Consider the following 25,772-nt stretch of genomic DNA (forward strand, 5'->3'; position numbering starts at 1 on the left):
GCCGGCAGCGGTTCAGCGGAGGCTGCGCCCGTGCGCCCGTAAGGTCTGCAGGGCCCTGAGCGTCACGATCGGGCGCCCCTCCAGAGCCGTGCCCGGTGCCCACTGCCGCCAGGTGACCGGCCAGCCGCCGTCCTCCTGCTGACCGGTCTCCAGATGATCGAGCGAACGGTCCAGCTCGGCGTCGCTGAACCAGCGGCGCGCGAGCGACCCGGGCGTACGCACGTAGTCGTAAGGGAAGTGGTGCTCACCCGGCGCATATCCGGGAGCGACCGGATGGTGCGCGCACCGCTGCGGATCCAGCACCACCAGCCGCTGCTCGCGCACCAGCCGCCCCAGACGGTCGGCTGCGGCTTCGGCGCGCGCCCGGTCCGGGACACCGTCCAGGAAGGCGACGGCCGCCTCGATCTCGTACGGGTGGGACTGCTCCAGTGCATCCACGGCGGACCAGCAGAAGTCGGTGGCCCTGAAGAGCCAGGCGTGCCACACCTGATTGCGGTGCAGCAGCCCGACGACGGGACCCGTGGCCAGCAGTTCGGCGGGCGGATCGTCGACGACCGGGATGAACGGGGCGGCGGGATAGCCGCGCTGAGAGGGGTGGAGTGCCGGCAGTGCGCCCTCTTTGGTCGACACATCGGTCAGATAGCGACAGATGCGTTCCATGCGCAGACCGCTGCAACGGCCGATCGAATCGAGAACACTCAGGGCGTGAGCGGTGTGCAGCGGCTGGCTCACGGGACCGCGGAGATCGGGTTCGAGCGCGTGCCCGTAGCCGCCGTCCTCGTTCAGATAGGCGGCGAGCGCGGTCTCGACCGCATCCGCACCCCCGTCCAGGAAGTGGTGGGCGAACCGCCGCTGCTCGAGGACACGTGCGGTGAGCCAGATGAACTGCTCGGCGCGGGCGAGGGAATTTGCTCCGGTTCCAGCCATGGACCGACCGTAGAGGGGAAAGCACCGCCGGCAGGGCGTACCGGCTCGGCTGCACCCTCAGGAGCGGGATACTGAAGGCATGCGGTTGACGATTTTCTGGGAGCGGATGGCGGACCACTTCGGTGAGGGGTACGCGGATTCCTTCGCGCGCGACCACGTGATGGCCGAGCTCGGCGGCCTTACGGTGCACGAGGCACTGGCCGCGGGCTGGGAGACCAAGGACGTCTGGCGCGGGGTCTGTTCGGCGGTCGGCATCCCCGCTGACAAGCGCTGACCGGAAGGTCCGGCACCGGGGCGGACAACCGGCTGTCACCGGAGTGAGCGAGACTTGTCCCGTGGCACCGACAGACGAGACCGCCGAGATCCAGCCGCCCGACCCACCACCCGTCCCGCCCGCCGAGCCACCGACCCCGTCGCCCGGCGGCGGTCCGGCCCGCATGCCTGCCTGGCTGCCGCGCGCGATGATCCTCGCCCTGGCTCTCTACGGGTGCTTCCAGCTCGGCAGCTGGGCGTTCGACCAGCTCATCGGGCTGCTGACCAACGTACTCATCGCCTTCTTCCTTGCGCTCGCCATCGAGCCGGCGGTCAGCCGCATGGCGACGCGCGGGATGCGCCGTGGACTTGCCACCTTCCTGGTTTCCCTCGGCGTGCTGATCTTCGGGGTCGGCTTCGTCGTCCTGCTCGGCTCCATGCTCGCGGGCCAGATCGTCGACATGGTCGAGGACTTCCCCCAGTACCTCGACTCGGTGATCAACTGGGTCAACGAGACGTTCCACACCTCGCTCTCGCGGGTGGAGGTGCAGGACAGCCTGCTCCACTCGGACTGGCTCCAGAAGTACGTCCAGAACAGCGCGACCGGAGTGCTCGACGTCTCCACGACCGTGCTCGGCGGGCTCTTCCGGCTGCTGACGATCTTCCTGTTCTCGTTCTACTTCGCGGCTGACGGCCCCCGGCTGAGGCGCGCGCTGTGCTCCGTACTGCCGCCCGCCCGGCAGGCCGAGGTGCTGCGAGCCTGGGAGATCGCGGTCGACAAGACCGGCGGCTACATCTACTCGCGGGGCCTGATGGCGCTGATCTCCGGAGTGGCGCACTACATCCTGCTGGTGATCCTCGGAGTGCCGTACGCTCCGGCGCTCGCGGTCTGGGTCGGTCTGGTCTCACAGTTCATCCCGACGATCGGTACGTACCTCGCGGGTGCGCTGCCGATGCTGATCGCCTTCACCGTAAATCCCTGGTACGCGCTGTGGGTGCTCGGATTCGTCGTGGTCTACCAGCAGTTCGAGAACTACGTGCTGCAGCCCAAGGTCACCTCGAAGACGGTCGACATCCACCCCGCCGTCGCCTTCGGATCCGTGGTCGCGGGTACCGCTCTGATGGGCGCAGTCGGTGCGCTGATCGCCATTCCCGCGGTGGCGACGCTCCAGGCATTCCTGGGGGCCTATGTGAAGCGCTACGCCGTGACGGACGACCCGAGGGTGCGCGGCCACGGCCGGCGCCGCGGTGAGCCGGTGCTGTCAAGGATCCGCCGTGCGATCAGGCGCCGCCGCGACCGGTGACGCGGGGCTGCCGGCTCAGTGATAGCCGCAGACCTGTGACGCGGGGATGTCGCCCCGGACCGGCGAGGCGGGGCTGCCGGCTCAGCGGTAGCCGGAGACGTCGGCGGGCAGCCCGGGGTCCTGGACCTCGGTGAGGTACCTCCAGGCGTCGGGCCGGCTGCCGTCGAGGTCGGTGAAGCCGTAGATCTGCGCCAGTTGCCCGCTCGACAGCGAGTCCCCGTTCCAGCGAGCCGCCTCGGGATCCTGGGCGAGCGCGGCCACGGCCCGTCCGACGAACGCCGGTGACTCGGAGATGGCGAAGTGGGGCGACTGGGCGACGGCGTCACGCCAGTTCGCCTCGGTGACGCCGTGGGCCTGGAGCATGGCCTCGGACCTGAGCCAGCCCGGAGTGAGCGACACGGCGGTCGCCCCGTGCGGTTCGATCTCGTGTGCGAGGGCGAAGGCCATCCGGTTAACCGAGGCCTTCGCAAGGTCGTAGAAGAACGACACCCGGTAGTTGGTGGCGTTGTACTCGTCCGTGCCGTCCGTCACCTCGACCACCAGGCCGCCCGGCTTCGCGATGAGGAGCGGGATCGCGAAGTGGCTGGTGATCGCGTGGGTGTCCACGGCCAGGCGCAGCGTGTGCAGCCCGGTGTCCAGGGACGACTCCCACACGGTCTTGTTCCACTCGATCTCGGCGCCCCAGATGTCGTTCACGAGGACGTGCAGAGCACCCTGCTCGCTCCGGATGCGTGCCACCAGCGCGCTGACCTGGGCGGGCACGAGGTGATCGACCCGGACGGCGATGCCCTGACCGCCTGCCTCGTCGACGAGCGCCGCGGTCTCCTCGATGGTCTCGGGGCGGTCCATCTCCGACCGCTCGGAGCCACTGGTGCGTCCGGTGACGTACACGGTCGCTCCGGCCGCTCCCAGCTGTACGGCGATTCCCCGGCCCGCACCGCGTGTAGCACCGGCGACAAGAGCGACTTTCCCTGACAGACCACTCGGAGGGATCTCCATGACGCCGGAACCTAGCATGGCGCCTGTCACTTTTCGTTGACTCGGTCGACCTCGACTGTTATAAGCCGCTACTCTCGGCTGTGCCGGCCCGGCGTGGTGTGCTTGACACCAAAATCGAACATCCATTCTCATTGGATTCCGGCCGGGTTTTCCCGGGCACGACCGTGGAGTTGTCCACAGGTCGGGAGGACGTCGAGGCCCATTGTCAGTGGCAGGGGTTAGCGTCTTTGACGTGAAGCGATCGACTCAAGCAAATCGGGTGGAACCCATGGCAGGTAACGACCGCGAGAAGGCGCTGGACGCCGCACTCGCACAGATTGAGCGGCAATTCGGCAAGGGCGCGGTGATGCGCCTCGGTGAGCGGCCGAACGAGCCCATCGAAGTGATCCCCACCGGGTCGACGGCACTCGACGTCGCGCTCGGCGTCGGCGGCCTGCCGCGCGGCCGTGTGGTGGAGGTGTACGGACCGGAGTCCTCCGGTAAGACGACGCTGACGCTGCACGCCGTGGCGAACGCGCAGAAGCTCGGCGGCACGGTGGCCTTCATCGACGCGGAGCACGCCCTCGACCCCGAGTACGCGAAGAAGCTCGGCGTCGACATCGACAACCTCATCCTGTCCCAGCCGGACAACGGTGAGCAGGCTCTCGAGATCGTGGACATGCTGATCCGCTCGGGCGCCCTCGACCTGATCGTCATCGACTCCGTCGCGGCCCTGGTGCCCCGTGCGGAGATCGAGGGCGAGATGGGTGACTCGCACGTGGGTCTGCAGGCTCGTCTGATGAGCCAGGCGCTCCGGAAGATCACCAGCGCGCTCAACCAGTCCAAGACCACCGCGATCTTCATCAACCAGCTCCGCGAGAAGATCGGCGTGATGTTCGGCTCGCCGGAGACCACCACCGGTGGCCGCGCGCTCAAGTTCTACGCCTCGGTACGCCTGGACATCCGACGGATCGAGACGCTCAAGGACGGCACCGACGCCGTCGGCAACCGCACCCGCGTCAAGGTCGTCAAGAACAAGGTCGCGCCGCCCTTCAAGCAGGCCGAGTTCGACATCCTCTACGGCCAGGGCATCAGCCGCGAGGGCGGTCTGATCGACATGGGCGTGGACCACGGCTTCGTCCGCAAGGCCGGCGCCTGGTACACGTACGAGGGCGACCAGCTCGGCCAGGGCAAGGAGAACGCCCGCAACTTCCTCAAGGACAACCCCGACCTCGCCAACGAGATCGAGAAGAAGATCCTGGAGAAGCTCGGCATCGGTGTGCGGCCGAAGGATCCGGCGGCAGAGCCCGCTGCGGACGCGACGGCCACCGCGGGTGGTGCCGCCGACGCGACGGCGAAGTCGGTGCCCGCTCCTGCGACCAAGGCCAAGCCCGCCAAGGCTGCGGCGGCCAAGAGCTAGACCGTGACGCGTCGCACGGAGTGGCAGGACGGCGCCGCCGGCGCGGGTCCCGGCCCCGAATTCGCCGCAGAGTCCGCAGACGGTCCCCCGGGTTCCGGCCCGGGGACCGGGTTCGGTGAGGGGGCGGGCCGTCGTTCCCGCTCCCGTTCCAGAAGCAGCGGTTCCCCCGCCCCGTCGAGGGCCGGGAAGGGGGAACCGCTCGACCCGGTCGAGCAGGCACGCAACATCTGCCTGAGGCTGCTGACCGGGACCCCGCGCACGCGCAAGCAGCTCGCCGACGCCCTGCGCAAACGGGACGTCCCCGACGAGGCGGCCGAGGAAGTGCTGTCGCGCTTCGAGGACGTCGGGCTGATCAACGACGCGGCGTTCGCGGGCGCCTGGGTCGAATCCCGGCATCACGGCAGGGGGCTGGCCCGTCGTGCTCTCGTGCAGGAGCTGCGCACCAAGGGCGTGGACTCCACGCTGATCGACGAGGCGGTCGGACAGCTCGATGCCGAGCAGGAGGAGGAGACCGCCAGGGAGCTCGTCGCGCGCAAGCTTCGCTCCACCCGAGGGCTGGACCGGGACAAGCGGCTGCGTCGGCTCGCGGGCATGCTCGCGCGCAAGGGGTACGGGGAGGGGATGGCCCTGCGGGTGGTCCGTCAGGCGATCGAGCAGGAGGGCGAGGACGTGGAAGGGCTGGACGAGACCTACTGAGAGTGGTCGGCGGTAGCGGAGGGGGCTGTCGCCGGTCGGTGTCGGAGGGGATCGACACCCCGCGTGCCTGGTCCGAGTCGCGCAGGCCGCGGGTGTGCGGCCGGTTCGGGGGCCCGCATGCCCGGCATGCGGTGTGCGGCCGGTTCCGGGTCCCGCAGACTCAGTGTCCGGCCAGGGAGGCCCGGCGGATCGTGGCATCGAGCAGGGCCAGCGCATCCGAGGCGGTACGCCCGGGATGGCGGTTCCACGGGCCGATCAGTCCGGTCCAGCCCTGTGAGCGTAGTTCGGTGATCAGCCAGGCACCCGCCCGGTCCACGGTGTCCAGAGAGCCGTAGCCGAGCCTGTGCGCGGTCAGCATGGCCCCACACACGCAGCGGGCACCACGGGCGTTGCGCAGACGGTACGGCGTGTTCTGCCAGCCCCACTCGGTCAGGATCTGCCGCGCGTAGCCGAGGTGGGTGGAAGGGCGGACATCCGGCTGCCCGATGCGGCGCCACGCGTGAAGGCGCTCGGGCAGGACCGCCCCCAGCCGCCCGGGGAGCGGGCGTTCACGGGGGAGGGCGACAGGCATCGCCCGCAGCGAGTCGTCGATGAGCTGGTCGACGGGCACGGACAGCAGATCCCGCCAGTCGGCCGGGGGCCGGGACGGTGCTGCGTGTGAAGGCGCAGGCGCCGGGAGGTCCGGCTCGGGGGCGGTGCGCTCCCAGCCTGTGACGATCCGCTGCCACGCCTGCGTGTCATGGAGCAGCGAGGCCTGGGCGTCGAGCTGGTCAGGGGTGAGGTGAGCGGTTTCCATCGGCGCGACATCTCCGTACATTCCGATCCTCAGTGATGAGGCGAATGTCCGTCGCGCGAGGCGAATGCTCCACCGGGGAGCGTCGTTCGGGTGGGTCGGGGCACCGTTCGGTCCAGTGAGCGGCCGGGTCGGCTGCCCCGCTGTCGCTCGGACGGCGACCGATGACTGGGGCCTCCGGGCAGAGGCCCCAGCGCCTGTAGGGGTTCAGCTGCCAGGACCGCCGGTCAGAGCTCGACCGGGAGCCCGGCGGAACGCCACGCCTGGAAGCCCCCGACCAGGTCGGTGGCCCGGTGCAGTCCCAACTGCCGCAGGGAATCGACCGCGAGACTGGACGCGTACCCCTCGTTGCAGATCACCACGACCTGCAGATCGTGGCTCACGGCCTCCGGAGCGCGGTGGCTCCCCTGCGGATCGAGGCGCCACTCCAGCTCATTGCGCTCGATGACCAGTGCCCCCGGGATCAGGCCGTCCGCCTCGCGCAGCGCCGCGTAGCGGATGTCGACCAGCAGCGCTCCGTCCGCCGCCGCGGCAGCGGCCTCCTCGGGGCCGATCCGCTCGTAGTCGGCCCGGACCCGGTCCAGCAGCTCGTCGATCCCGACGCGCTCCGTCCGCTGCTCCTGTGCGTTGCTCACTGCCAGTCCTCCGGTCGTTCGGTCTGCTCCAGGCGGAGCACCGCACCGGTCCGGCTGAACCGGCGGATCTGCGGCAGTGGCGGGTAGTAGGCGTGCACCGATACGGCGTGTTCGTGGTCGGACCCGTTGAGGACCTCGTGCACATGGTGCTTGCCGAACGCCCTGCCCCGGCCCTTCGCCAGCTGCCGGGTGCGGTCGATCCCGTCCGTCAGCTCAAGGGTCTTCCAGCCGTCGGTGGGCAGCCGGGCGGCCAGCGAGTGCTCGGTGAGGGCACCTGCGGCCAGTGTGAACGCGCCGATCGACTCGGCGTGGTCGTGCCAGCCGGTGCCGGTGCCCGGCGGCCAGCCGATCAGCCAGGCCTCGCTGCCGCCAGGGCCGTCGAGCCGGAGCCAGGTGCGGCCCTCGGGGTCGAGCGGGAGCGAAGCGATGAGTGCGGCGTCGTCCGCGGTACGGCGGACGAAGTCGAGGAGCTCCGTGGCCGTCGGCGCGGGGGCGCCGGTGCCGACGGCGGACGCGGGCGTGGGTACGGAGGGGGAAGGCGCAGACACGGTGACCGTCCTGAGAGTTCGCTTGGAGGCACGCGTCCGTCCGCGAAAGCGGCACGGCGCGGCATGACGAGGCGATTCAGCAGGACGGGCGACACACGCAGCCCGCGTAGCGGACGAGGTCCATATGGACCCTCCGCCACAGGCGCACATCGGTGTCGGTCATGATCTGGAGTACACCATGTGCGCGTGAGACGGTCAATTGACGTCCGCGGTCCGGTCGGAGCTCGTGCTCGTGCGAGCCGTATCCCCGTCAGCGGAGTCGATCGCACCGCCGCGTGCCGCGTCGGCCGCGGCGAAGAGCTCCGCCGGCCGGACCCCGCTGAACGCCGCCACCAGGTGTCCGTCCGGCCTGACCAGCAGGACGGTGTGCGCCGTTGCCCCCGGATAGCTCTCGGTCACCAGGAGCTCGGCCTTCACGGGCAGCGCGTCCACCGCCTCGACGAGCCTGGGCATGACCCCGGCGGTCAGCCAGTGCCGCCGGTCCCACACCCCGGTTCCCGGGGCGACCAGGATCACCAGCAGGTGCCCCTGCCCCAGCCGGTCGCGCAGCCGCACGGTCTTCCCGTCGGGAGCCGTCACCCGCGCGTCGGCGACCGGCGCACCGGGGGGCGTTCCCACTGCGGTGTGCGCCCCGGCGCGTTGAGGTGAAAGAGGGGACTGAGTGTACGAGGGGGGCGCACCCAGGGGGCCGCATCCCAGATGGCCATCGGCCAGCAGGGTGTCGTGCCCGCGTCCGCTGCCCGGTACCAGCGTCCGCAGGCCGGGTCCGCCACGCAGTATCGGCAGTGACTGATCGGCGGCGCGCAGCCGGGAGGCGACGGCAGCCCTCCGCTCCGCCTGGTAGCTGTCGAGCAGCAGCTCCGAGGCGCCGTGGTGCCAGGCCTGCGCGAGCTTCCAGGCCAGGTTCTCGGCATCCCGCAGTCCCTCGTCCAGCCCTTGGGTGCCCAGAGCCCCCAGCAGATGGGCGGCGTCGCCGGCCAGGAAGGCCCGCTTCGACCTCCAGCGCAGGGCGAGGCGGTGGTGCAGCGTGTACACGCCGGTGTCCAGCAGCTCATACGCCGGGGTCTCGCCGCACCAGCCCGCCAGGGTGTCGCGGATGCGGGTGACGAGGGCGTCAGGGGTGACGAGCTCACCGCGTGGCGGAAGAAGCCAGTCCAGCCGCCAGACGCCGTCGGGCAGGGGCCGTGCGGTGACCTCCGCACCCCCGGTACGCCACGGCGGCGCACGGTGCAGCACGGCCTCGTCGGGCCAGGGCAGCTCCGCACGGAGCGCGGCCACGGCATGACGTTCCACCGCCGTACGGCCGGGAAACCTGATGTCCAGGAGCTTGCGCACGGTGGACCTCGCGCCGTCGCAGCCGACCAGGTAGCTGCCGCGCCACCACGTCGAACCGGGCTCCCTGGTGTGCACGGTGACACCGTGCGGGTCCTGCTCGAGCGTGTCGATCCTGCTGAACGGGACCATGCTGATCAGGGGCTGCGCGGAGGCTGCGGCCCGCAGCCCTTGGGTGAGAGCGTGCTGGGGAAGATGAACGGGCGAGGGCAGCGGAACAGGACCTTCCGCGTCACCGAGAGGAACCGCGCGCACCAGCTGCTTGCGCCGCACCGAGCGCCACCCCGCCCAGCGCAGCCCCTCCTCGCGGAGGCTCTCGCACCCGAGCCGCCCGACCAGGTCCGCGGTGTCCTCGCGCAGAACCACGGTGCGGGCGGGGCGGGGTTCGTCCTTGCCCGGCCCTTCGTCGAGCACGACGGAGGGGACGCCCTGAGCGGCGAGGGCGAGCGACAGTGCCAGGCCGACCGGCCCGGCACCGACGACGATCACCGGGTCCACGGTGTGAACCCTCCGGCGCTGACGGTCGACGGCGTGAGGGAGGAAGGGGTTGCGGCGGCGGAGGCTCGGGGCGCGATCACAGAACGTATGCAACCTATTGCCGGTGCTTGCGTCAAGTGACAACGGAACGTGGCGGGGGGCGCGGCAACTGCGCCGGCGCCCCCCGTGGGTCAACTATCGACGGACCGTCAGGACCCGTGCCCGTCCTCGATCACGAGCGACGGTGTACCGATGGTCTCGATGCCCCCGCCGGGTCCGGCACCGATCACCGTGCCCGTGCTCTTCTTCGCGCGGCGGAGCCTGCGTTCGAGCCAGCTCGCGAACGAGGTGAGTGCGAAGTTCACCGCGATGTAGATCAGCGCGATGATCGTGAAGCACGCGATGGTGTTCGCACCGTAGTTGGCGCTCATCGGACGGACCGACGCGAGCAGCTCGGGGAAGGTGAGCACCGCACCGCCGAGAGCGGTGTCCTTCACGATGACGACGATCTGGCTGACGATCGCGGGCAGCATGGCGGTGACCGACTGCGGCAGCAGTACGTACCCCATGGTCTGGCCCTTGCGCATACCGATCGCCTTCGCGGCGTCGGTCTGTCCCTGTGGGAGGGACAGGATCCCGGCCCGCACGATCTCGGCGAGGACCGAGGCGTTGTACAGCACCAGACCCGTGACGACGGCGTACAGCGGGCGCACGTCGCTGGCGATGTCGGTGAACTCGGAGTACGCAGCGTTCGCCGTGATCATCAGGATCAGGACGGGGATGGCGCGGAAGAACTCCACGACGATGCCGGACGGCATCCGCATCCAACGGTGGTCGGAGAGCCGGCCGATACCGAACAGCGCCCCGAGCGGCAGAGCGATCAGCAGGGCGAAGAATGCTGCCTTGAGCGTGTTCTGGAGCCCCGGCCAGAGGTAGGTCTCCCACGGCTGGGAGCTCGTGAAGAACGGCTCCCACTTGACCCAGTCGAGCTGGTGCTTCTCGCTGAGGGCGCCGTAGACCCACCAGACCACCGCGGCGAGAGCCACGACGAAGATGGCTGTGTACAGGACGTTGCGCCGCTTGGCGCGGGGCCCCTGTGCGTCGAAGAGGACAGACGTCGTCATCGCTTCACCGCCACCTTCTTGCTCACCCAGCCGAGGAGGAGCCCGGTCGGAAGGGTGAGGCAGATGAATCCGAACGCAAAGATGGCGGAGATCAGAATCAGTTGAGCCTCTGCTTCGATCATGTCCTTCATCAGGAACGCCGCTTCGACCACGCCGATCGCCGCAGCGACGGTGGTGTTCTTGGTCAGCGCGATCAGCACGTTGGCCAGCGGGTTCACGACCGATCGGAAGGCCTGCGGGAGGATGATCAGGCGCAGGACCTGGGTGAAACTCAGTCCGAGTGCCCGTGCCGCCTCGGCCTGGCCCGCCGGCACCGTGTTGATGCCCGAGCGCAGCGCCTCGCAGACGAAGGCGGCCGTGTAGAGGGCGAGCGCGAGTACCGCGAGCCGGAAGTTGATGACCTCGAAGTTGTCGCCGCCCCCGAGGGTGACCTGCAAGGTCTGGAAGAGGCCCAGTGACGCGAAGACGATGATCACGGTCAGCGGGATGTTGCGGACAACGTTCACATAAGCGGTACCGAACCCGCGCATCAGAGGGACCGGGCCAACCCGCATACCGGCCAGCAGCGTTCCCCATATGAGGGAACCGAGGGCGGAGTAGACGGTGAGTTTCACCGTCACCCAGAAGGCCCCCAGTAGGTCGTAACCTTCAAGAAAGTCGAACACGATCTCCCGTGCTTCCAGGTGTGGGGAGGGCTCGGTGCGCCGCCTCGACGGCGGCGCACCTCATCAGCCCGGCTTCGGACCGCTCAGCGAGGGGAGCCCTACTTGACGATGTTGCCGATGGCCGGCGCGGGCTCGTTCTTGTAGCCGGCGGGACCGAAGTTGGCCTCGACAGCCTTGTCCCACGAGCCGTCCGAGACCATCTTGGTCAGCGCGGCGTCGATCTTCTTCTTGAGGTCGGCGTCGCCCTTCTTCAGGCCGATGCCGTAGTTCTCGTTGGTCATCTTGAAGCCGGCCAGCTTGAACTTGCCCTTGTGGGCCTCCTGCGCCGCGTATCCGGCGAGGATGGAGTCGTCTGTGGTCAGCGCGTCGATGGCCTTGTTCTCCAGGCCGGTGAGGCACTCGGAGTAGCCGCCGTAGTTCTGCAGCTGAGCCTTGGGGGCCAGCTTCTCCTTGACGTTCTTCGCGGAGGTCGAACCGGTGACGGAGCAGAGCTTCTTCTTGTTGAGGTCCTCGGGCGACTTGATGGTGTTGTCATCGGCCCGGATGAGGACGTCCTGGTGAGCCAGGAGGTACGGGCCCGCGAAGTCGACCTTCTGCTGACGCTCGTCGTTGATGGAGTACGTCGCGGCGATGAACTTCACGTCGCCGCGCTCGATGGCGGTCTCGCGGTCGGCGCTCTTCGTCTCGACGAAGTTGATGTTCTTGGCGTCGTAGCCGAGTTCCTTGGCGATGTACGTGGCGACATCGACGTCGAAGCCGGCGAACTTGCCGTCGGGCGTCTTCAGACCCAGGCCGGGCTGGTCGATCTTGATGCCGATGGTGATCTTCTCGCCGCCGCCACCGGATCCGGCGCCGTCGTCCTTGGTGTCGGAACCACAGGCGGTGGCGGCGAGGGCGAGCGCGAGCACGGCGGCCGAGGCGGCGGTGACCTTACGAAGCTGCATGGTGATATTCCCTGGGTTGACGCGATGTGAGTGTTCAGCTGGTCCGAAGAACAGTCGTGCGGGATCAGTGGTGAAGGATCTTCGACAGGAAGTCCTTGGCCCGGTCACTGCGCGGGTTGCTGAAGAACTGGTCGGGCACTGCCTCTTCGACGATCTTCCCGTCCGCCATGAAGACGACCCGGTTGGCCGCCGACCTGGCGAAGCCCATCTCGTGGGTGACGACGACCATGGTCATCCCGTCCCGGGCGAGCTGCTGCATGACCTCCAGCACCTCGTTGATCATTTCCGGGTCGAGCGCGGACGTCGGCTCGTCGAACAGCATGACCTTGGGGTCCATCGCCAACGCACGTGCGATGGCGACGCGTTGCTGCTGACCGCCGGAGAGCTGCGAAGGGTACTTGTCGGCCTGTGTTGCCACGCCCACCCGGTCGAGCAGCGAACGTGCCTTGTCCTCTGCGACCGCCTTGTCCATCTTGCGGACCTTGAGCTGGCCCAGCATCACGTTCTCGAGCACCGTCTTGTGCGCGAAGAGATTGAACGACTGGAAGACCATGCCGACGTCGGCACGCAGCCTGGCCAGCTCCTTGCCCTCCTGGGGCAGCGGCTTGCCGTCGATCGTGATCGCGCCCGAGTCGATCGTCTCCAAGCGGTTGATCGTGCGGCACAGCGTGGACTTCCCGGACCCGGAGGGCCCGATGACGACGACGACCTCGCCACGGGCGATGGTCAGGTCGATGTCCTGGAGCACATGCAGCGCGCCGAAGTGCTTGTTGACGTTGCTCAGTACGACAAGGTCGTCTCCCGCAGGTGCGGCATCCTCGGCGGCCTTGGTCACTGAAACTCCGCTCATCGGCTTTTTGCTCCGTCCTCCTCGGTTAGGGAAAGACCCTAGTGACGCAGTGCTACCAGCGTCATTACATCTGAGCGGAAATTGAGCATAACGATCCGGCCGCAACCGGACACACCGCGTGAACAGGGCGTCACGAGGCGCACGTCGGAGTACCGGGTGGGTAACGGAAACCCAGTGGTAACGGGCTGGGCCTTGACTGGCATACCCGTCATCGGAGTGGATGCCCTGGTACGGGATGGCGTGAATCGTCGCCGTACGAGAAGGTTCGCGAGGCGGAACGCCTGCGCAACAACATGTGTTGTTATTAATCGTCCCGAAATGTCGGGAAGCGGAGAGGGGGGCCATGAGACTGCTGCTCGTCGAGGACGACGATCACGTCGCGGCGGCCCTGTCCGCCGTGCTCGCACGGCACGGATTCAAGGTCGTGCACGCCCGCAACGGCGAGGAGGCCCTGCACGCGCTGCTGCCCGCGGACAAGGAGCCCTTCGGAGTCGTACTCCTCGACCTCGGGCTGCCCGACCAGGACGGCTACGAGGTGTGCGGGAAGATCCGCAAGCGCTCCGCGATCCCGGTGATCATGGTGACCGCGCGTGCCGACGTACGCTCACGGATCCACGGCCTCAACCTCGGCGCGGACGACTACGTCGTCAAGCCCTACGACACCGGCGAGCTCCTCGCCCGGATCCATGCGGTCGCCCGGCGCAGGACGGCCGGCGAGGACACCGGGCAGACCCCTCTCGCGGCGCTGCGGATCGGCCCGGTGCGCATCGAGCTGCCGACCCGCAGGGTCAGCGTCGACGATCACGAGGTCCAGCTCACGCGCAAGGAGTTCGACCTCCTCGCGCTGCTCGCCCAGCGTCCCGGTGTCGTCTTCCGCCGGGAGCAGATCATCAGTGAGGTGTGGCGGACCAGCTGGGAGGGGACGGGGCGGACCCTCGAGGTGCATGTCGCGTCGCTGCGTTCCAAGCTGCGCCTTCCCGCGCTGATCGAGACCGTGCGGGGCGTCGGCTACCGGCTCGTCCCGCCGACCGCGTAGAGGCGAACCCTCCCTGTGCGTACGCGTCTGCTTCCCCTGCTCATCGTCCTGATGGCCGCCGTGCTGCTCGCGTTGGGCTTCCCGCTGGCCGTGCGGGTCGCCGCCGCCGAACAGCAGCGGGTCGTCATCGACCGGATCGACGACACGGCGCGGTTCGCCGCACTCGCCCAGTTCGTCAGCGAGCCCGCCGGGGGCAACGACGAACGGCAGCGGATCCTCCAGACCGAACTCGAGGCCTACGACTCGGTGTACGGGATCCGGGCAGGGGTCTTCTACCGGGACGACAGAGCCCTCGCGAAGGCACCCGCCTCCTGGGCCCTGCCACTTGAGGGGGAGGGGCGTGAAGCGTTCAAGGAGGCCCTTCTCGGGCGCCGCTCCCATGACCCGCCCCAGGTATGGCCGTGGCAGAGCGGCCGGGTCGTCGTCGCTTCGCCCGTGGTGCGTGACGGTGACGTGGTCGCTGTCGTCGTGACCGACTCGCCCACCGGTGAGATGCGATCCCGCACACTGCGCGGCTGGTTGCTGATCGTTCTCGGCGAGGCCGCGGCGATGCTGGTGGCCGTCGGCGCCGCGTTCCGGCTCACCGGTTGGGTGCTGCTGCCCGTGCGGATCCTGGACGCGGCGACCCACGACATCGCCAGCGGCCGGATGAGGTCCCGGGTCGTCGCGTCCGGAGGCCCGCCCGAGCTCAGGCGACTGGCACGTTCGTTCAACGAGATGGCCGACAACGTCGAGGACGTACTGGAGCAGCAGCGCGCCTTCGTCGCGGACGCCTCGCACCAACTGCGCAACCCGCTGGCCGCCCTGCTGCTGCGGATCGAGCTCCTCGCGCTCGAACTCCCCGAGGGCAACGAGGAGATCGCCTCGGTGCGTACGGAGGGCAAGCGCCTGGCCCACGTCCTGGACGATCTGCTGGACCTGGCACTGGCCGAACACGCCGCGGCGGATCTGCAGCTCACGGACATCGGGGCGCTCACCGCCGAGCGCGTGGCCTCGTGGCGTCCGTTGGCCGAGGAGAAGGGCGTACGGCTCGTCCTGGACGGTGCGTCCGCGGTGACCGGCTGGGCCGACCCGATCGCGCTCTCCAGCGCCCTGGACGCCGTCGTCGACAACGCACTGAAGTTCACCCCGGAGGGCGAGGAGGTCCGGGTCACCGTCGCCTCCGACGGTACGGTCGCCACGGTGGTCGTCGCCGACCGCGGGCCCGGGCTGACCGAGCACGAACTGGAGCGCATCGGTGACCGCTTCTGGCGCAGCAACCGGCACCAGAACGTCAAGGGGTCGGGCCTCGGGCTTTCGATCGCCGGGGTGCTGCTCGCCGCAGGGGGAGGGGCGGTCGCCTACGAGAAGCACGAACCGCACGGACTGCGGGTGACGGTCAGCGTGCCGCGCAACCTTCCGCACGCGTGACGCGGAGGTGTCAGGGCTTGGCCGAGCGGTAGTAGCGCTTGGCGCCTTCGTGCAGCGGCAGCGGATCGGTGTAGATCGCGGTCCGCAGGTCCACCAGTTGCGCCGCGTGCACCTCGCGGCCTATCCGGTCCCGGCTGTCGATCACGGTCCGGGTGAAGGCCTCGGTCATCAGCGGATCCGTGCGATCCGTCGTGATCAGCAGATTGGCGACCGCGACGGTCTGCACGGCCTGACCCTGTTGGGCGTGAAGGTACGCGTCGGCGGGCATCACGGCCGAGCGGTAGTGGCGGGTGGACCCGCCGGCTGCCTGGAGCTCGGTGATCAGCGAGTCCCCCAGCGGCACCAGGCGGATGGCGAACCGCTCCGACAGTTCCTGCACCGCACCGGTCGGCAGGCCACCCGACCAGAAGAAGGCGTCCAGCCGGTCTTCCATGAGCCTGGCGGGCATCGTGTCGATGCCGGCGGGGACCGGCGTGATGTCCTCGGCCGGATCGACGCCTGCCGCCGTCATCAGCCGGTCGGCGACCAGGCGCACCCCCGATCCCTCCTGGCCCACACCCACCCGCTCGCCGCGTAGATCGGCGACCTTCCGGATCTTCGAGCCCCTGGGCACGATCAGCTGGACGTAGTCGTCGTACAGCCGGACGCAGCCGCGCAGCCGCGCGCCACCGGGCTTGCCGCTCTGCAGATAGGTGGTCACGGCATCGGCGGTGGCGATGGTGAAGTCCGCCTTCCCCGTCGCAACCCGTTCGATGTTCTGCTGCGACCCCTCGCTGGTCTGCAGCTCTATCGACACCTTGGGCATGTCCTTGGCCAGCGCACCCTCGAGCCGCTGCCCGTAGCGCTGGTAGACCCCGCTCCGTACACCGGTGGAGAAGGTCAGCGATCCGCTCGGCTCCGGCTCCCCGAGCGGGAGCACCCACCACAGCAGCAGCCCGAGAACGACAGCGGCGGCAGCGCCCCCCTGAAGGGTGCGTCGTCGGCCGAATCGGGACAGTGCGTGCAGCATGGCGCGATCCTGCCAGGCCGCCCCCCGTCCTGGCCAGGCCGGACGGCGGGCAGAGGCTCCGGCGGCGGGAGGGGCGTCGCCAGCGCCTACCCTTGTCCCATGAGCAGCGGCAACCGGAGCGAAGCAGTGGACGTCCAGAAGAGCTACGAGGTACGCACTTACGGGTGCCAGATGAACGTCCACGACTCCGAACGCCTGTCGGGGCTGCTCGAGGACGCCGGATACGTGCGCGCCCCGGAGGGCTCCGACGGTGACGCCGACGTCGTCGTCTTCAACACCTGCGCGGTACGTGAGAACGCCGACAACAAGCTCTACGGCAACCTCGGCCGGCTCGCCCCGATGAAGACCAAGCGCCCCGGGATGCAGATCGCCGTCGGTGGCTGCCTCGCGCAGAAGGACCGCGACACCATCGTGCGTCGGGCGCCCTGGGTGGACGTGGTCTTCGGTACGCACAACATCGGCAAGCTGCCGGTGCTCCTGGAGCGTGCGCGCGTCCAGGAGGAGGCGCAGATCGAGATCGCCGAGTCCCTGGAGGCATTCCCCTCCACACTGCCCACCCGCCGCGAGTCCGCGTACGCCGCATGGGTGTCGATCTCCGTGGGCTGCAACAACACCTGCACGTTCTGTATCGTCCCGGCGCTGCGGGGCAAGGAGAAGGACCGCCGCACCGGCGACATCCTGGCCGAGATCGAGGCGCTGGTCGCCGAGGGCGTCAGCGAGATCACGCTGCTCGGCCAGAACGTGAACGCCTACGGTTCCGACATCGGTGACCGCGAGGCCTTCTCCAAGCTGCTGCGCGCCTGTGGCGGGATCGACGGGCTCGAGCGTGTGCGGTTCACCTCGCCCCACCCGCGCGACTTCACCGACGACGTGATCGCGGCGATGGCCGAGACGCCGAACGTGATGCCGCAGCTCCACATGCCGATGCAGTCGGGTTCGGACACGATCCTGAAGGCGATGCGGCGCTCGTACCGTCAGGACCGCTTCCTCGGGATCATCGAGAAGGTGCGCGCCGCGATGCCGGACGCGGCCATCTCCACCGACATCATCGTGGGCTTCCCCGGGGAGACCGAGGAGGACTTCGAGCAGACGATGCACGCGGTGCGCGAGGCGCGTTTCGCGAACGCCTTCACCTTCCAGTACTCCAAGCGTCCCGGGACCCCGGCCGCCGACATGGAGGGGCAGATTCCCAAGGAGGTCGTCCAGGAGCGCTACATGCGCCTGTCCGCCCTCCAGGAGGAGATCTCCTGGGAGGAGAACAAGAAGCAGGTCGGCCGCACCCTGGAGGTCATGGTCGCCGAGGGTGAGGGGCGCAAGGACGGTGCCACGCACCGCCTCTCCGGCCGGGCACCGGACAATCGCCTGGTCCACTTCACCAAACCGGACCAGGAGGTGCGTCCCGGGGACGTGGTGACCGTCGAGATCTCCTACGCGGCTCCGCACCACCTCCTTGCCGAGGGTGCTCCCCTGGGCGTACGGCGTACCCGGTCGGGAGACGCCTGGGACAAGCGGGCGGGGGCTGCTGCCGCCCAGCCCGCCGGAGTGATGCTGGGGCTGCCCGGCATCGGCGCTCCGGCTCCGCTGCCCGCCGCCGCAGCCCCGGGGTGCGCCCGCGACTGACGGCCGGAGGCGACCCGGGGCATGCATGCCCCGGGGGATCCCGCAGCGGACGCCTCGGGATGGCCGCCCGTAGCAGCCGCCCGGGGTGGCAGCAGTACGCTGACCGGCATGCTTGCCGCCGCCGCCGTCTGTCCCTGTCCGCCGCTCCTGGTTCCCGAGGTGGCTGCCGGAGCCGCGCCCGAGCTCGACCCCGCGAGGGCCGCGTGCGTCGACGCACTGGGGGTGCTGGCCGCCGCGCGGCCTGATCTGCTGATCGTGGTCGGGCCCGCAGGGCCTGGGGCGCGTGGGCCGTTTCCCGCAGGCTCGCCCGGTTCCTTCGCGGGGTTCGGCGTCGACCTCACCGTGCGGCTGGGGGAGGTACCCGCGGGGTCGTCGGCTCCCGCACGCCCGCTCCCGGAATCCCTTGCCGTCGGTGCGTGGCTGCTGGCCCGCGCCCGCTGGGCCGGCGCCCCCGTCGAAGGGCTCGGGGTGGGGGAGCCGCTGGCCGCCGACCGCTGCGCACAGGCGGGACGGGACCTGGCCGGCAGGGCGGACAGGGTGGCCCTGCTGGTGATGGGTGACGGCAGCGCCTGCCGCACGGTCAAGGCGCCCGGCTACCTGGACGAGCGTGCGATCGACTTCGATACCGCCGTCGCCCGTGCGCTGGGTGGCGCGGACCTCGCCGCGCTGGGCGCGCTGGACGAGTCGCTCGCGTACGAGCTGAAGGCGGCGGGCCGGGCGCCGTGGCAGGTGCTCGCGGGTGCTGCGCAGGGGGCCGGACTCGGCGGGCAGCTGCTGTACGAAGAGGCTCCCTACGGCGTGGGCTATGCCGTTGCCGCCTGGTCGTGATCAGGAGGAGTGAGGAACGGCCGACACACACCTGAGGCCCGTGGGACGCTCGCGCGCCACGGGCCTCGTTGTTCACTCCCGGGTCAGGTAGTGGGGGGTGCGGGCGGTGGCGGAGGCGTACCACCCTCGTTCTTGTGACCCAGGCGGTCGACCGCGTCCTTGGCCTTCTGCGTGCCGGTCACGATCTTGTCGCTGTACTTGCCCTTGGTCTTTTGGTCGACTGTCCGAGCGGCCTTGTCGAGACCCTGGTCGATCTTGCCCCCGTGTTGCTGCGCGAGGTCGCCGACCTTTTCCCTGGCCGGGGCCAGCTTGGCCTTCAGGTTGTCCAGAAAACCCATGGGTCACCTTCCGTGCTGAGGGACTGACGTCACATTTTACTCGTGTGGGACGGAGAGTGCGTTACTCGGAGTGTCCGATTGAGCCGACCGGGCTGGGATCCGGCGTCCGGTGTGCGAAACGCACCTGTCCGGGAAGTGACCCGGGGTTTGGGACACTGTCGCGGTGAGAAGACCAGCTCCCGTTCCCCGCGTCATCACCGTCGTCGGTCCCACCGCAGCCGGAAAGTCCGATCTGGGTGTGTTCCTCGCCCAGCAGCTCGGTGGTGAAGTGGTCAATGCCGACTCCATGCAGCTCTACCGGGGGATGGACATCGGCACAGCGAAGCTGACGGTCCCCGAGCGCGGTGACATTCCCCACCATCTGCTGGACATCTGGGACGTCACCGAGGCCGCCAGCGTCGCCGAGTACCAGCGGCTCGCCCGTGCGGAGATCGACCGGTTGCTCGCCGAAGGGCGTACGCCCGTCCTGGTGGGCGGCTCCGGCCTCTATGTGAAGGGCGCGATCGACGCCCTGGAATTTCCCGGTACGGATCCCGAGGTGCGCGGGCGGCTCGAACAGGAACTGACGGAGCATGGCGTCGGCGCGCTGCACGCCCGGCTCGCCGAGGCGGACCCTGACGCCGCCCGGGCCATTCTGCCCAGCAACGGACGCCGCATCGTCCGCGCCCTGGAGGTCATCGAGATCACCGGCAAACCCTTCACGGCCAACCTCCCTGGGGACGAGGCCGTCTATGACGCCCTCCAGATCGGTGTGGACGTCGAGCGCCCGGAACTCGACGCGCGGATCAGCGCCAGGGTGGACCGGATGTGGGAGGCCGGCCTCGTCGAGGAGGTGCGTTCCCTGGAGGCCCTGGGGCTGCGGGAGGGGCGCACCGCCTCCCGTGCGCTCGGCTATCAGCAGGTACTCGCGGCACTCGCCGGGGAGTGCACCGAGGAGGAGGCGCGCGCCGAGACGGTACGCGCCACCAAACGCTTCGCGCGCCGCCAGGACTCATGGTTCAGGCGCGACCCGCGAGTCCACTGGCTGAGTGGCGCCGAGGAACGACGCGGGGAACTCCCGCACCGGGCGCTGGCGTTGGTCGAACGAGCGGTTACAGCCTGATCACGTGATGGCATCGGGACGCTCAGCGCGTCATTTCGGTGCCCGGGGCCGTGCCATCATCGAGCATCGATCGACCAGTGGAGTCCGAGTACGGGAGGGCGCGTGGCGATGGAGGCCGGCCCTCGCGATACAGACCAGGACGCACCGGATACGCAGCACGAGGCAGGACGACTGAGCCCTGACGGGCCGGACGAGCACGACGTGACCCCCGAGGTCGAAGTCGAGCTGCGTCCCGCCCGCCGCATGCGGATCTGGCAGCTCGCACCGATCGTCGTGCTTGCCGCGCTCGGCTCCCTGATGTTCGCCTTCCCGCTCGCCTTCGAGTTCGGGGACGGTGGCGCGGTCGTGGCCATGCTGGGGCTGCTCATCAGTTGCTGCGCCGCGGGCTGGGGCATGATGGCGGCCCGCCGTGTCGGCCATACGTGGCCCGGGCTGCCGTCCAGAGGATCGAGCGAGCGCCCCGACTGGCGGGTGATCGGTCTGTACGTCGCCGTGTGCGCCGGACTCGTCGCCCTGGCCGTCTGGCGCGTGGCGCGGCTCCGCTGACCGAGCGGCACAGGTCCTGCTGAGGAGATGGGTCCCGCCTGCCGGATCCGGCTCGGCCGCCCCGGCTCTGCGGACTGTCGGCGAGGCCTCGTACAGTTGGCTCGTGAGCACTTCGCAGATCCCCTTCCTCAAGGGCCACGGCACGGAGAACGACTTCGTGATCGTTCCCGACCCCGACAACGCCGTCGACCTGCCGGCCTCCGTCGTCGCCCGGCTCTGTGACCGCCGGGCGGGCATCGGCGGCGACGGTCTGCTGCATGTCGTTCGCTCCGCGGCGCACCCAGAGGCGCACGGCATGGCGGACCGGGCCGAGTGGTTCATGGACTACCGCAACGCCGACGGCTCGATCGCCGAGATGTGCGGCAACGGAGTACGCGTCTTCGCCAGCTACCTGCAGCGCGCCGGACTCGTCGCCGAAGGCGATCTGGCCGTTGCGACCCGGGCCGGCGTCAAGCAGGCGCACATCGCCAAGGACGGCGACGTCACGGTCTCCATGGGACGCGCCGTGCTTCCCGAGGACGATGTCACGGTCTCGGTGAACGGCCGCAACTGGGCCGCCCGCAACGTGAACATGGGTAACCCGCACGCTGTCGCCTTCGTCGACGACCTGGCACATGCGGGGGACCTGCTCTCGGTGCCGCCGTTCAGCCCCGCCTCCGTCTACCCGGACGGCGTCAACATCGAGTTCGTCGTGGACCGCGGGCCGCGCCACGTCGCGATGCGCGTCCACGAACGCGGCTCGGGGGAGACGCGCTCCTGCGGTACGGGCGCCTGCGCCGTCGCCGTCGCCGCCGCTCGCAGGGACGGTGCCGACCCCGCGGAGACCGGTACCCCCGCCACGTACACGGTGGATCTCCCCGGTGGCACTCTGGTGATCACCGAGCATCCGGACGGCGGCGTCGACATGACCGGGCCCGCCGTGATCGTCGCCGAAGGCACGATCGACCCGGCCTGGCTCGAAACGGTGATCGGGTAGGGCTTCGCTCGAATGGGTGATCCGTTTCACGCTGAGCGAGAGCTGGACTGCGCCGCGTGGTGGGGTCGGTAGCATCAAGCACCGGCCCGGAGGCGCATCCGCATCTCCTCACCGCCGGTCGACGTTGCCGGAGGTGCCCCATGAGCGCAGAGGCCACCAATCCAGGTGCTCCCCTTCGCAAGCGCAGTCGTCCGCGGATCGATCTGCGCAGGCTCGGCCGTGTCGCCCTGCTCGGGTCGGCCTACCGCGGCCGACTGCCGGACGCCATCGGACACGTTGCGGAGACCCACCGTGCCCACTACCCGGACGCGGACCTCGATAACCTCCGTCGGGCCTACGTGCTTGCCGAGTCGTCCCACCGCGGTCAGATGCGCAAGAGCGGTGAGCCGTACATCACGCATCCGCTGGCCGTGACCCTGATCCTCGCCGAACTCGGCGCCGAGACAACGACGCTGACCGCCTCTCTCCTCCACGACACCGTGGAGGACACCGAGGTGACCCTCGATCAGGTGCGGGAGGAGTTCGGCGACGAGGTCTGCTATCTGGTCGACGGAGTCACCAAGCTGGAGAAAGTCGACTACGGCGCGGCAGCCGAACCCGAAACCTTCCGCAAGATGCTCGTCGCCACCGGAAACGATGTCCGGGTCATGTCGATCAAACTGGCGGACCGGCTGCACAACATGCGGACCCTCGGTGTCATGCGTCCCGAGAAGCAGGAACGGATCGCCAAGGTCACCCGCGACGTGCTGATTCCGCTCGCCGAACGGCTCGGCGTGCAGGCACTCAAGACCGAGCTCGAGGACCTCGTCTTCGCGATTCTCCATCCCGAGGAGTACGAGAACACCCGGGCCCTGATCACCGCGTCGGAAAGCGCGCAGGACCCGCTCGCGGAGATCGCCGACAGCGTCAGGTCCACACTGAGGGATGCCGGCATCAGCGCCGAAGTCCTCATCAGACCGCGTCACTTCGTCTCGGTGCACCGGGTCAGGACCAAACGGGGCGAGCTGCGCGGCACCGACTTCGGACGACTGCTGGTGCTGGTCGGGGAGGACGCCGACTGCTACGCCGTCCTCGGTGAACTGCACACCTGTTTCACCCCGGTGATCTCCGAGTTCAAGGACTTCATCGCCGCGCCCAAGTTCAACCTCTACCAGTCGCTGCACACTGCCGTCGTGGGCCCCGAGGGCGCGGTCGCCGAAGTCCTCATCCGGACGCACCAGATGCACAGGGTGGCGGAGGCGGGTGTCGTCGCGCTCGGCAACCCGTACACCGTCGACAACGCGAGCGCCGCGCTGCAGGCCGAACCCGTCGACGGCGAGCGCGCCGACCCGACCCGGCCCGGCTGGCTCTCCCGGCTCCTGGACTGGCAGGAGTCCGCCACCGACCCCGACACGTTCTGGACCACGCTGCGGGCCGATCTCGCCCAGGACCGGGAGATCACGGTCTTCCGCACCGACGGCGGGACGCTCGGCCTGCCCGCGGGGGCCAGCTGTGTCGACGCCGCGTACGCGCAGTACGGCGAAGAGGCGCACGGCTGCATCGGCGCCCGCGTCAACGGCCGCCTGGCCACGCTCAGCACCGTTCTGAACGACGGCGACACCGTGCAGCTGCTGCTCGCCCAGGACGCCTCCTCCGGCCCCTCTCCCGAGTGGCTCGACCATGCCCGTACCCCCGGGGCGCGGATCGCGATCACCGGCTGGATCGAGGCCAACCCCGGCGACGCGCAGGGACCCCATGGAAGCAGCCCGGCCTCCCCGAGGCCGCAGGCCCAGCCCGCCGACGACCCGGCGAACGACCGCGGCAAGGCGGGAGGCCGGGCAGCGAGCGTGGCCGTCGACGGGCCGGCTGCCCCGGTCCGTCTCGCCGGCTGCTGCACTCCTGTTCCCCCCGACGACATCATCGGATTCACGGTGCGCGGAGGAGCCGTCACCGTGCATCGGGGTGAATGTCCGGCGGTGGCCCGGATGCGGTCGGTCGGCCGGGTGGCTGTCGGGGCCCGCTGGAACGACACGGGTGACTGGAGCGACACCGCCGACTACCGGGTCACCCTCGTCGCCGAATCCTTCGGACGCCCCCGGCTCCTCGCCGATCTCACCGAGGCCATCGCGACGGCGGACGCGGCCATCGTCGCAGCGACCGTTGAGCCGCCGAGCGAACAGCGCGTCCGGCACACCTACACGCTGCAACTCCCGGACGCGGCCGGGCTGCCCGGCCTGATGAGGGCGATGCGCGACGTACCGGGTGTGTACGACGTGAGCCGGGCCCAGCAGCCCGCCGCCACGGCCTGACCCGCGCCCGCAGCGGTCCCTCTGTCCCGTGACGCCACGTCCTGTCGGCTCCGGTCGTTTCATCGGACCGCGTCGGAGCCCGTGCATCCAGCCGTGAGGATCCCTCCCCGAACCCGTTCGGGTGGCGCGGCGCGCGGCACCCCCGCGTGGGACGTTCCCGCTGGTAGCCGTAGTCCATGCCGCTCATCTCCCGTCGACTGCGGGCCGCTCTGCTCGTCACCGCGTCGGCCACCCTTGTCGCCGCGACCGCGCCCACGCCCGTACCGCTCGGCATCGGCGACCGCCTGTTCCCTCAGCTCGGAAACCCCGGGTACGACGTCCTCTCGTACGACATCTCGCTCACCTACCACGGCAGCAACACCAAGCCGCTCGATGCCGTCACCAGGATCGGGGCGCGGACCACCGCGCCACTGGAACAGATCAATCTCGACTTCGCCCGCGGCGACGTCCGCGCCGTGGAAGTCAACGGACTGCGGTCCGAGTTCGCACTCAAGGACGAGGACCTGATCGTCCGGGCACCCGCCCGGCTCCCCGCCGGCGTACCCGTGAACATCACCGTCCGGCACACGAGCGATCCGTCCGGGGAAAGGGCCGACGGCGGCTGGGTCCGCACGGCCGACGGCCTGGCCATGGCCAATCAGGCCGACGCGGCGCACCGGGTCTTCCCGGGGAACGACCATCCGTCGGACAAGGCGTACTTCACCTTCCGGGTCACCGCCCCGAAGGACCTCACGGTCGTGGCGGGCGGGCTGCCCGGCGGAACGCGGCGAAACGGCACCGTGACGACCTGGACATACCGCACGGAGCACCCGATGGCCACCGAGCTGGCGCAGGTCTCCATCGGCCGCTCCGCCGTCCTGCGGCGGAGCGGCCCGGACGGGCTGCCCGTGCGCGACGTCGTCCCGGCGGCGGACCGGGAGAAGCTGGAGCCGTGGCTGCGGAAGACCCCGGGGCAGCTGGCCTGGATGGAGGAGCAGGTCGGCCCCTATCCGTTCGAGACGTACGGGCTGCTCGTGGCGGACGCGGAGACCGGCTTCGAGCTGGAGACCCAGACGCTGTCGCTCTTCGAGCGATCCCTGTTCACCACGGCCGGATACCCCGCGTGGTACATCGACTCGATCATGGTGCACGAACTGGCCCACCAGTGGTTCGGCAACAGTGTCTCCCCCCAGGCGTGGTCCGATCTGTGGCTCAACGAAGGCCACGCCACCTGGTACGAGGCCCTCTACGCGCAGGAGCACGCCCAGAAGCCCATGGAACGGCGGATGCGCGAGGCCTACACCCGGTCCGACACGTGGCGCGCCGCCGGCGGTCCGCCTGCGCACCCCGACGCTCCGCCCCCGGAGAACAAGATCAGCCTGTTCAGGCCCGTGGTGTACGACGGCAGCGCGCTCGTCCTGTACGCGCTGCGCCAGGAGATCGGCGCGGAGGCCTTCGACCGGCTGGAGCGGACCTGGGTGCGTAGGTACCGGGACGAGTCGGCGAGCACCGCGCACTTCACGACACTGGCGTCGAGGGTCGCGGGGCGGGACCTGACCGAGTTCTTCGACGGTTGGCTGTACGGGGAGAAGACCCCTCCGATGCCGGGGCACCCGGACTGGCGCAGCGCGAAGCCGCAGCAAGCGGCGGGCCCGAAGGGTTCGGCACGCACAGCGAAACCCGAGTGACGCGTCC

26 protein-coding genes are annotated in these 25,772 nt (G+C 69.6%); 13 read left to right on the forward strand and 13 right to left on the reverse strand.

Annotated features, from left to right (window positions below; translation table 11 throughout):
- Window positions 1–12 precede the first annotated feature (12 nt).
- Window positions 13–927 carry a hypothetical protein gene (locus ABZS61_RS28190; protein ID WP_356427073.1) on the reverse strand — a complete coding sequence of 305 codons (915 nt, stop codon included), beginning with the start codon at window positions 925–927 and terminating at the stop codon, window positions 13–15.
- A gap of 79 nt (window positions 928–1,006) precedes the next feature.
- On the opposite strand from ABZS61_RS28190, the gene ABZS61_RS28195 reads away from it, so the two are divergent.
- Together ABZS61_RS28195 and ABZS61_RS28200 are read left to right on the forward strand one after the other, a co-directional pair.
- Window positions 1,007–1,201 (forward strand): DUF3046 domain-containing protein, encoded by a 195-nt coding sequence (locus ABZS61_RS28195; RefSeq protein WP_356427076.1) that lies wholly within the window; start codon window positions 1,007–1,009, stop codon window positions 1,199–1,201.
- Between the two features lie 163 nt (window positions 1,202–1,364).
- Window positions 1,365–2,483 (forward strand): AI-2E family transporter, encoded by a 1,119-nt coding sequence (locus tag ABZS61_RS28200; protein ID WP_356427334.1) that lies wholly within the window; start codon window positions 1,365–1,367, stop codon window positions 2,481–2,483.
- Between the two features lie 81 nt (window positions 2,484–2,564).
- Here ABZS61_RS28200 and ABZS61_RS28205 read toward each other — a convergent pair whose 3' ends face one another.
- On the reverse strand, window positions 2,565–3,482 hold the full coding sequence (locus ABZS61_RS28205) for an SDR family oxidoreductase (protein WP_356427079.1): 918 nt from the start codon (window positions 3,480–3,482) through the stop codon (window positions 2,565–2,567).
- A gap of 268 nt (window positions 3,483–3,750) precedes the next feature.
- Here ABZS61_RS28205 and recA point away from each other — a divergent pair, with 268 nt between their 5' ends.
- Entirely contained in the window at window positions 3,751–4,881 is a 1,131-nt protein-coding gene (gene recA / locus ABZS61_RS28210) for a recombinase RecA (RefSeq protein WP_356427082.1), read from the forward strand.
- A 3-nt stretch (window positions 4,882–4,884) separates the two neighbouring features.
- Window positions 4,885–5,577, forward strand: coding sequence for a recombination regulator RecX (recX, locus tag ABZS61_RS28215; RefSeq protein WP_356427085.1), 693 nt, complete (start codon window positions 4,885–4,887; stop codon window positions 5,575–5,577).
- Window positions 5,578–5,737: 160 nt separating this feature from the next.
- Here recX and ABZS61_RS28220 read toward each other — a convergent pair whose 3' ends face one another.
- From ABZS61_RS28220 to ABZS61_RS28260, 9 genes are all read right to left on the reverse strand, one after another.
- Window positions 5,738–6,373, reverse strand: a complete 636-nt coding sequence (locus ABZS61_RS28220) for a hypothetical protein (RefSeq protein WP_356427089.1) — start codon at window positions 6,371–6,373, stop codon at window positions 5,738–5,740.
- Window positions 6,374–6,597: 224 nt separating this feature from the next.
- Window positions 6,598–7,005, reverse strand: coding sequence for a rhodanese-like domain-containing protein (locus tag ABZS61_RS28225; RefSeq protein ID WP_356427090.1), 408 nt, complete (start codon window positions 7,003–7,005; stop codon window positions 6,598–6,600).
- The gene (locus ABZS61_RS28230) at window positions 7,002–7,553 is read right to left on the reverse strand and encodes a cysteine dioxygenase (RefSeq protein ID WP_356427091.1); all 552 of its coding nucleotides are present in this window, start codon (window positions 7,551–7,553) and stop codon (window positions 7,002–7,004) included. The genes ABZS61_RS28225 and ABZS61_RS28230 overlap by 4 nt, the downstream gene beginning before the upstream one ends.
- 76 nt (window positions 7,554–7,629) lie before the next feature.
- A complete protein-coding gene (locus ABZS61_RS28235) occupies window positions 7,630–7,716 on the reverse strand; it encodes a putative leader peptide (protein WP_311605579.1) in 87 nt (28 codons plus the stop codon).
- A gap of 32 nt (window positions 7,717–7,748) precedes the next feature.
- The gene (locus ABZS61_RS28240; protein ID WP_356427094.1) at window positions 7,749–9,383 is read right to left on the reverse strand and encodes an FAD-dependent monooxygenase; all 1,635 of its coding nucleotides are present in this window, start codon (window positions 9,381–9,383) and stop codon (window positions 7,749–7,751) included.
- 188 nt (window positions 9,384–9,571) lie between these two features.
- Window positions 9,572–10,486 carry an amino acid ABC transporter permease gene (locus ABZS61_RS28245; protein WP_356427097.1) on the reverse strand — a complete coding sequence of 305 codons (915 nt, stop codon included), beginning with the start codon at window positions 10,484–10,486 and terminating at the stop codon, window positions 9,572–9,574.
- Entirely contained in the window at window positions 10,483–11,151 is a 669-nt protein-coding gene (locus ABZS61_RS28250; protein ID WP_356427100.1) for an amino acid ABC transporter permease, read from the reverse strand. The genes ABZS61_RS28245 and ABZS61_RS28250 overlap by 4 nt, the downstream gene beginning before the upstream one ends.
- A gap of 98 nt (window positions 11,152–11,249) precedes the next feature.
- Window positions 11,250–12,095 carry a glutamate ABC transporter substrate-binding protein gene (locus ABZS61_RS28255; protein ID WP_356427103.1) on the reverse strand — a complete coding sequence of 282 codons (846 nt, stop codon included), beginning with the start codon at window positions 12,093–12,095 and terminating at the stop codon, window positions 11,250–11,252.
- A 64-nt stretch (window positions 12,096–12,159) separates the two neighbouring features.
- Window positions 12,160–12,945 carry an amino acid ABC transporter ATP-binding protein gene (locus ABZS61_RS28260; protein WP_351167801.1) on the reverse strand — a complete coding sequence of 262 codons (786 nt, stop codon included), beginning with the start codon at window positions 12,943–12,945 and terminating at the stop codon, window positions 12,160–12,162.
- A gap of 343 nt (window positions 12,946–13,288) precedes the next feature.
- Here ABZS61_RS28260 and ABZS61_RS28265 point away from each other — a divergent pair, with 343 nt between their 5' ends.
- Together ABZS61_RS28265 and ABZS61_RS28270 are read left to right on the forward strand one after the other, a co-directional pair.
- Window positions 13,289–13,981: a response regulator transcription factor gene (locus ABZS61_RS28265; RefSeq protein ID WP_356427107.1), complete on the forward strand. Its 693-nt coding sequence runs from the start codon at window positions 13,289–13,291 to the stop codon at window positions 13,979–13,981.
- Window positions 13,982–13,996: 15 nt separating this feature from the next.
- Entirely contained in the window at window positions 13,997–15,391 is a 1,395-nt protein-coding gene (locus ABZS61_RS28270; protein ID WP_356427110.1) for a HAMP domain-containing sensor histidine kinase, read from the forward strand.
- Between the two features lie 10 nt (window positions 15,392–15,401).
- On the opposite strand, the gene ABZS61_RS28275 is transcribed toward ABZS61_RS28270, so the two are convergent.
- Window positions 15,402–16,400: a TAXI family TRAP transporter solute-binding subunit gene (locus tag ABZS61_RS28275; RefSeq protein ID WP_356427113.1), complete on the reverse strand. Its 999-nt coding sequence runs from the start codon at window positions 16,398–16,400 to the stop codon at window positions 15,402–15,404.
- Window positions 16,401–16,499: 99 nt separating this feature from the next.
- Here ABZS61_RS28275 and miaB point away from each other — a divergent pair, with 99 nt between their 5' ends.
- Window positions 16,500–18,020: a tRNA (N6-isopentenyl adenosine(37)-C2)-methylthiotransferase MiaB gene (gene miaB, locus ABZS61_RS28280; RefSeq protein ID WP_356427116.1), complete on the forward strand. Its 1,521-nt coding sequence runs from the start codon at window positions 16,500–16,502 to the stop codon at window positions 18,018–18,020.
- 108 nt (window positions 18,021–18,128) lie between these two features.
- Entirely contained in the window at window positions 18,129–18,848 is a 720-nt protein-coding gene (locus tag ABZS61_RS28285) for a class III extradiol dioxygenase subunit B-like domain-containing protein (RefSeq protein ID WP_356427119.1), read from the forward strand.
- A gap of 83 nt (window positions 18,849–18,931) precedes the next feature.
- Here ABZS61_RS28285 and ABZS61_RS28290 read toward each other — a convergent pair whose 3' ends face one another.
- Window positions 18,932–19,186, reverse strand: a complete 255-nt coding sequence (locus ABZS61_RS28290; RefSeq protein WP_356427122.1) for an antitoxin — start codon at window positions 19,184–19,186, stop codon at window positions 18,932–18,934.
- A gap of 163 nt (window positions 19,187–19,349) precedes the next feature.
- On the opposite strand from ABZS61_RS28290, the gene miaA reads away from it, so the two are divergent.
- From miaA to ABZS61_RS28315, 5 genes are all read left to right on the forward strand, one after another.
- Window positions 19,350–20,288 (forward strand): tRNA (adenosine(37)-N6)-dimethylallyltransferase MiaA, encoded by a 939-nt coding sequence (miaA, locus tag ABZS61_RS28295; RefSeq protein ID WP_356427125.1) that lies wholly within the window; start codon window positions 19,350–19,352, stop codon window positions 20,286–20,288.
- A gap of 108 nt (window positions 20,289–20,396) precedes the next feature.
- Window positions 20,397–20,834 carry a hypothetical protein gene (locus ABZS61_RS28300; RefSeq protein WP_356427337.1) on the forward strand — a complete coding sequence of 146 codons (438 nt, stop codon included), beginning with the start codon at window positions 20,397–20,399 and terminating at the stop codon, window positions 20,832–20,834.
- 103 nt (window positions 20,835–20,937) lie between these two features.
- On the forward strand, window positions 20,938–21,810 hold the full coding sequence (gene dapF, locus ABZS61_RS28305; protein WP_356427128.1) for a diaminopimelate epimerase: 873 nt from the start codon (window positions 20,938–20,940) through the stop codon (window positions 21,808–21,810).
- A 140-nt stretch (window positions 21,811–21,950) separates the two neighbouring features.
- Window positions 21,951–24,098, forward strand: a complete 2,148-nt coding sequence (locus ABZS61_RS28310) for an HD domain-containing protein (RefSeq protein WP_356427131.1) — start codon at window positions 21,951–21,953, stop codon at window positions 24,096–24,098.
- A gap of 176 nt (window positions 24,099–24,274) precedes the next feature.
- On the forward strand, window positions 24,275–25,765 hold the full coding sequence (locus ABZS61_RS28315) for a M1 family metallopeptidase (protein ID WP_356427135.1): 1,491 nt from the start codon (window positions 24,275–24,277) through the stop codon (window positions 25,763–25,765).
- Window positions 25,766–25,772: the final 7 nt, after the last annotated feature.

The organism is Streptomyces sp. NPDC005566, from assembly GCF_040605575.1.
In the GTDB taxonomy this organism is placed as follows: domain Bacteria; phylum Actinomycetota; class Actinomycetes; order Streptomycetales; family Streptomycetaceae; genus Streptomyces.

What these genes read in the sequence shown, in the direction of transcription:
- ABZS61_RS28200 (WP_356427334.1), top strand. Translation starts at nt 1,365, where the DNA reads ATGCCTGCCTGGCTGCCGCGCGCGATGATCCTCGCCCTGGCTCTCTAC.
- ABZS61_RS28310 (WP_356427131.1), top strand. Translation starts at nt 21,951, where the DNA reads ATGAGCGCAGAGGCCACCAATCCAGGTGCTCCCCTTCGCAAGCGCAGT.
- ABZS61_RS28190 (WP_356427073.1), bottom strand. Translation starts at nt 927, where the DNA reads ATGGCTGGAACCGGAGCAAATTCCCTCGCCCGCGCCGAGCAGTTCATC.
- ABZS61_RS28260 (WP_351167801.1), bottom strand. Translation starts at nt 12,945, where the DNA reads ATGAGCGGAGTTTCAGTGACCAAGGCCGCCGAGGATGCCGCACCTGCG.
- ABZS61_RS28300 (WP_356427337.1), top strand. Translation starts at nt 20,397, where the DNA reads ATGGAGGCCGGCCCTCGCGATACAGACCAGGACGCACCGGATACGCAG.
- ABZS61_RS28275 (WP_356427113.1), bottom strand. Translation starts at nt 16,400, where the DNA reads ATGCTGCACGCACTGTCCCGATTCGGCCGACGACGCACCCTTCAGGGG.
- ABZS61_RS28315 (WP_356427135.1), top strand. Translation starts at nt 24,275, where the DNA reads ATGCCGCTCATCTCCCGTCGACTGCGGGCCGCTCTGCTCGTCACCGCG.
- ABZS61_RS28290 (WP_356427122.1), bottom strand. Translation starts at nt 19,186, where the DNA reads ATGGGTTTTCTGGACAACCTGAAGGCCAAGCTGGCCCCGGCCAGGGAA.
- ABZS61_RS28195 (WP_356427076.1), top strand. Translation starts at nt 1,007, where the DNA reads ATGCGGTTGACGATTTTCTGGGAGCGGATGGCGGACCACTTCGGTGAG.
- ABZS61_RS28265 (WP_356427107.1), top strand. Translation starts at nt 13,289, where the DNA reads ATGAGACTGCTGCTCGTCGAGGACGACGATCACGTCGCGGCGGCCCTG.
- ABZS61_RS28235 (WP_311605579.1), bottom strand. Translation starts at nt 7,716, where the DNA reads ATGACCGACACCGATGTGCGCCTGTGGCGGAGGGTCCATATGGACCTC.
- ABZS61_RS28255 (WP_356427103.1), bottom strand. Translation starts at nt 12,095, where the DNA reads ATGCAGCTTCGTAAGGTCACCGCCGCCTCGGCCGCCGTGCTCGCGCTC.
- ABZS61_RS28205 (WP_356427079.1), bottom strand. Translation starts at nt 3,482, where the DNA reads ATGGAGATCCCTCCGAGTGGTCTGTCAGGGAAAGTCGCTCTTGTCGCC.
- recA (WP_356427082.1), top strand. Translation starts at nt 3,751, where the DNA reads ATGGCAGGTAACGACCGCGAGAAGGCGCTGGACGCCGCACTCGCACAG.
- miaB (WP_356427116.1), top strand. Translation starts at nt 16,500, where the DNA reads ATGAGCAGCGGCAACCGGAGCGAAGCAGTGGACGTCCAGAAGAGCTAC.
- ABZS61_RS28285 (WP_356427119.1), top strand. Translation starts at nt 18,129, where the DNA reads ATGCTTGCCGCCGCCGCCGTCTGTCCCTGTCCGCCGCTCCTGGTTCCC.
- ABZS61_RS28245 (WP_356427097.1), bottom strand. Translation starts at nt 10,486, where the DNA reads ATGACGACGTCTGTCCTCTTCGACGCACAGGGGCCCCGCGCCAAGCGG.
- ABZS61_RS28220 (WP_356427089.1), bottom strand. Translation starts at nt 6,373, where the DNA reads ATGGAAACCGCTCACCTCACCCCTGACCAGCTCGACGCCCAGGCCTCG.